This window comes from Arenimonas sp. (genome assembly GCF_022842045.1).
Classification (GTDB): domain Bacteria; phylum Pseudomonadota; class Gammaproteobacteria; order Xanthomonadales; family Xanthomonadaceae; genus Arenimonas.
On record NZ_JALHQI010000116.1, the window covers coordinates 1 to 4,428 of the forward strand.

The 4,428-nt window shown below is 72.0% G+C and carries 4 protein-coding genes and 1 pseudogene; 4 read left to right on the forward strand and 1 reads right to left on the reverse strand.

Annotated elements, in window-relative coordinates:
* The coding region (locus Q0C12_RS14665; RefSeq protein WP_290891498.1) for an exodeoxyribonuclease VII large subunit at positions 1 to 324 on the forward strand (324 nt) is incomplete at its 5' end.
* 10 nt (positions 325 to 334) lie between these two features.
* On the opposite strand, the gene Q0C12_RS14670 is transcribed toward Q0C12_RS14665, so the two are convergent.
* Positions 335 to 1,774 (reverse strand): diguanylate cyclase, encoded by a 1,440-nt coding sequence (locus Q0C12_RS14670; protein WP_290891500.1) that lies wholly within the window; start codon positions 1,772 to 1,774, stop codon positions 335 to 337.
* 89 nt (positions 1,775 to 1,863) lie between these two features.
* Between Q0C12_RS14670 and Q0C12_RS14675 the strand changes: the two genes are divergently transcribed.
* From Q0C12_RS14675 to Q0C12_RS14685, 3 genes and pseudogenes are all read left to right on the forward strand, one after another.
* A complete protein-coding gene (locus tag Q0C12_RS14675) occupies positions 1,864 to 2,412 on the forward strand; it encodes an RNA polymerase sigma factor (protein ID WP_290891502.1) in 549 nt (182 codons plus the stop codon).
* Between the two features lie 65 nt (positions 2,413 to 2,477).
* Complete coding sequence (locus Q0C12_RS14680) at positions 2,478 to 4,160, forward strand: VWA domain-containing protein (RefSeq protein WP_290891504.1); 1,683 nt, start codon at positions 2,478 to 2,480, stop codon at positions 4,158 to 4,160.
* Positions 4,161 to 4,167: 7 nt separating this feature from the next.
* A pseudogene (locus Q0C12_RS14685) lies at positions 4,168 to 4,428 on the forward strand (hypothetical protein); the annotation flags it as partial.

A 4,428-nucleotide genomic window follows, 5' to 3' on the forward strand; every position in this document is an offset into this window, starting at 1 on the left:
GCCCGCGTGCTGCGCCGGCTCGACCAGCAGCACCCGCGCCGTCGCCTCCAGGAGCAGCGCCATCGCCTGCAGCTGCTGGGCAAGGCACTGGCCAACGCCCCCGACCGCCTGCTGCCGCCGCGCCAATTGCGCCTGGCCGGCCTGGCCCGTGCCCTGGCCAGCGTCAGCCCGCTGGCGACCCTGGCCCGCGGCTACAGCATCCTGCGCGAGGGCGACGGTGGGCCGGTGGTCAGGCGCGCCGCCCAGGTGCGCGCCGGCGACACGCTCGAGGCGCGGCTGGCCGAAGGCCGGCTGCGGCTGCGGGTCGAACCCGATCCGGACTGAAGCGGGTACGTCAGTCGCGCGCCGGCACCGGCGCGTGGAAGGCAATGCCCGGCCCGCCGCCCTGCTTGGCGCGGTACATCGCCTCGTCGGCCAGATGCAGCAGCACTTCGGCGCTGCCCCCATCGTCGGGGAACCGGGCGATGCCGATGCTGGTACCCACCATCATCCAGTGGTCGCCGATGGGCACCGGCTGACGGATCGCCTCGCGAATCCGCGCAGCCATCGCCCGCACCCAGTCGTCGTCGGTACCGGGCGGCATCGGCACCAGCACCAGGAATTCATCGCCGCCCATGCGCGCGACCATGTCGCCGGGCCTCACCGCATCCGCCAGCCGTCGCGCCAACTCGGAGAGCAGGCGGTCCCCGGCGGCGTGGCCGTGGGTGTCGTTGACCGGCTTGAAGCCGTCGAGGTCGAGCGACATCAGGGCAAAGCCGGGGCCTCCGCGCTGGCCGCGCGCGATCATCCGGTCGAGGTGTCGCAGCGCCCAGCGCCGGTTCGGCAGTTGGGTCAGCGCGTCGGAGCCGGCGAGGTGCTTGATGCGGCGGCGGTCGTGCAGGATGCGCGCCACGGCCAGCGAGGCCAGCAGGCTCAGCCCGAGCCGCACCAGGAACCGCGGCGACAGCCAGGTTCCTGGCGCATGCCAGCCCTCGCGCGGGACCGCCGAGAGCAGCCAGCTGCCGCCGGGCAGGAAGGCCGGCACCTTCACGGCGTCGGCGCCCAGCGGGATGCGTTCGCCACGAATGGGGTCGCCGCCCGGCCCGGAGGCGTCGCGGCCGATGATGGACAGCTGCAGCTCCTTCTCCAGCTTGGTGATGCCGGCGCGGCGCAGCATCCGCTCGTGGTCCAGGATCATGCTGACGGCGCCCCAGAGCCGCGGCACGCCGTCCACGTCCACCCACAGCGGGATGCGCACCGCGAGCACGCTGCCGCCCTGCACCGCGTCGAACGGCCCGGCCAGCACCGGTTCGTCGAGGCGGATGGCCTGGAACACGGCGTGCTTCTGCTCCGCGTCCGCCAGCAGGTCCAGCCCCAGCGCCGCCTCGTTGCCCGCCAGGGGGTAGATGTCGGTGATGACGAAGCCCGGCGCCAAGGAAAGGTTGTTGATGTGCGGCTGGCCGCGCAGCAGCTCTTCGGCGATGGCCTGGAACTCGGCGTCGGTGATGCCCTCGTTCAGGACCACCTGCACCGCCAGCCCGCGCACCAGGGCGACGCTCGCGTAGATGTCCGTCTCCAGCCGCGCGCGGAAATCCGACAGGTCGGCCTGCACTTCGGCCTGCCGCTCGCTGAGGTCGCGGCCCCGCTCGGTCTGCAGCGTGTTGAAGCTGAAGTAAAGGCCCAGCACCAGCACCGCCAGCGCCGCCCACCAGTGCGGCCCGGGCAGCAGCCAGCCGCCCCGCGGCCCGGCAGGACCACTGCCGTCGTCGGAGTCGTGGAAGAGGCGTCGCGCCATGCCGGCAGTCTAAACCCGGCCCCACCCGCCAACGTGAGCGGCGGCTGGCCGGCTTCTCGCGCCTGCCGAAAGCCCGTAGGCTTCCGGGCATGCAGGAGGAGCCCACCGACGAAGCGCTGATGCTGGCCTACGGGGCCGGCGACGTCGGGGCCTTCCAGACCCTTTACGCCCGCCATCGCGGGCCGCTGTTCCGGCACCTCACCCGCCAGCTGCGCGACGCGGCCCTGGCGGAGGAGTTCTTCCAGGACACCTGGCAGCGCGTGATCACCGCCCGCGAGCGCTACCGCCCCGAGGCGAAGTTCGCGACCTGGCTCTACCAGATCGCCCACAACCGGGTGACCGACCACTGGCGGGCGAAGCAGCACCGCCCGGAAGCGCCCGGCGACGCCACCGAGCTCGCCGAACGGCTGCCCGACCCCGACTCGCCCGAGCGCAGCCTGTCGGCCTTCGAGGAGCGCCGACGGCTGCAGCTGGCGCTGGAGGAGCTGCCCGACGACCAGCGCGAGGTGGTGCTGCTGCGGCTGGAGCAGGAGCTGAGCCTTGAAGAGATTGGCGAGATCACCGGCGTCGGCCGCGAAACCGTCAAGTCGCGGCTGCGCTACGCCATGGACAAGCTGCGCGCGAGGCTGCGCCCATGACCGGCCAACCCCGTTTCCCGCACCGGCACGTTGAAGGCAGTGCCACCCCAGACAGGAGCTCCACCATGCGCCCGCTACTGATCAGCTGCCTTGCCCTCGCCGTCGCCGCCGGCTGCACCAAGAAGTCCGAAGTCGTCGCGGAGCAGGCCCAGGCCGACGCTTCCGCCGAACTCGAGTCGATCACCGTCACCGCCGCCCGCGTGCGCGACGCCAGCGCCCAGCGCCAGATGGCCATGGCGCCCCCGCCCCCGCCGGCGCCGGTCGCGGCCTTCGCCGGCGCGCCTGCGCTCATGGTCGCGCCGCCGGAAGCCAACACCGAGAATTACGCCGAGTTCGAGGACAACGGCATCGTCCGCACCGCCGAGAACGCGGTGTCCACCTTCTCCATCGACGTCGACACCGGCAGCTACAGCAACGTGCGCCGCATGCTGGCCCAGGGCCAGCTTCCGCCGAAGGACGCGGTGCGCGTGGAGGAGATGATCAACTACTTCGACTATTCCTACGCGCCGCCGGCCGACCGCAGCCAGCCCTTCAGCGTGCACACCGAGCTGGCCCCGTCGCCCTGGCATGCAAAGAAACTGCTGATGCAGGTCGGCATCCAGGGCTACGAGGTTCCCGCCAAGGACATCCCCGCCTCCAACCTGGTGTTCTTGATCGACACCTCGGGTTCGATGAGCTCGCCCGACAAGCTGCCGTTGCTCAAGGAAAGCTTCCGCCAGCTGGTGCCGCGCCTGCGCGCGCAGGACCGCGTGTCGATCGTGGTCTATGCCGGCAGCGCCGGCCTGGTGCTGCCGCCGACGCCGGGCGACCGCCACGGCGAGATCCTGGCCGCCCTGGGCCAGCTCGAGGCCGGCGGCTCCACCAACGGCGGCGAGGGCATCGACCTGGCCTACGCGATGGCCCAGCAGGCGTTCATCGAGGGCGGCGTCAACCGCATCGTGCTGGCCACCGACGGCGACTTCAACGTCGGCATCTACGACCAGCGCGCGCTCGAGACCAAGGTCGAGACCGGCCGGAAGTCCGGCGTCGCCCTCACCACGCTCGGGTTCGGCACCGGCAATTACAACGATGCGCTGGCCGAGAAGCTGGCCGACCTCGGCGACGGCAACCACGCCTACATCGACAACCTGATGGAAGGCCGCAAGGTGCTGGTGGAGGAAATGGGCTCGACCCTGCTCACCATCGCCAGCGACGTGAAGATCCAGATCGAGTTCAACCCGGCCCAGGTCGCGGAGTACCGGCTGATCGGCTACGAGAACCGCACGCTGGCCCGCGAGGACTTCAACAACGACCAGGTCGACGCCGGCGAGATCGGCGCGGGCCACGACGTGACCGCGCTGTACGAAGTCTGCCTGGTCGGCATGGGCTGCGAATCCAGCGATCCGCTGCGCTACGCGACGCCGGCCGCCGCGGACCCGAAGGGCACCGAGCTGGCCTTCCTCAAGCTGCGCTACAAGCGTCCCGGCGAGGACAAGAGCGTGCTGGTGGAGCGCCCGGTCACCCGCCGCGACGTGCGGATGGAGGCCAGCGAGGACCTGCGTTTCGCCGCCGCGGTGGCGGCCTACGCCGACCTGCTGCGCGGCGGCGGCAACACCAACGGCTTCACCTGGGACCAGGTCGAGGCGCTGGCGCGCAGCGCCCGCGGCAATGACGCCTGGGGCTACCGCGGTGAATTCTTGCAACTGTTGGCGCAGGCGCGCAGCCTGAGCCCCGCCCGCGACCCGGGCGTCGCGATCAGCCAGGATTGAAGTCCCCGTGACCCAGCCGCAGGACCCGCGCAAGCAGCCGCTCCAGGACGACGAGGTCGCCCTGGCCCGGGTCCTGCGCGCCCTGCCGGCCGGGGAACCGCCGTCGCGGCTGGACGCGGCCATCCTGGCGGCGGCGACCGACGCGGTCGCCGCCGCTCCCGGCGAGCGCCCGCGCGCTAGCTCGCGGAAACGGATCCTGCCGTGGCTGCCGACCTGGGCCATCGGCACCGCCGCCGCTGCGGTGCTCGCCGTGGGCATCGGCGTGCAG

Coding starts and splice junctions, on each gene's coding strand:
- Q0C12_RS14680 (WP_290891504.1), top strand. CDS start 2,478: ATGCGCCCGCTACTGATCAGCTGCCTTGCCCTCGCCGTCGCCGCCGGC.
- Q0C12_RS14675 (WP_290891502.1), top strand. CDS start 1,864: ATGCAGGAGGAGCCCACCGACGAAGCGCTGATGCTGGCCTACGGGGCC.
- Q0C12_RS14670 (WP_290891500.1), bottom strand. CDS start 1,774: ATGGCGCGACGCCTCTTCCACGACTCCGACGACGGCAGTGGTCCTGCC.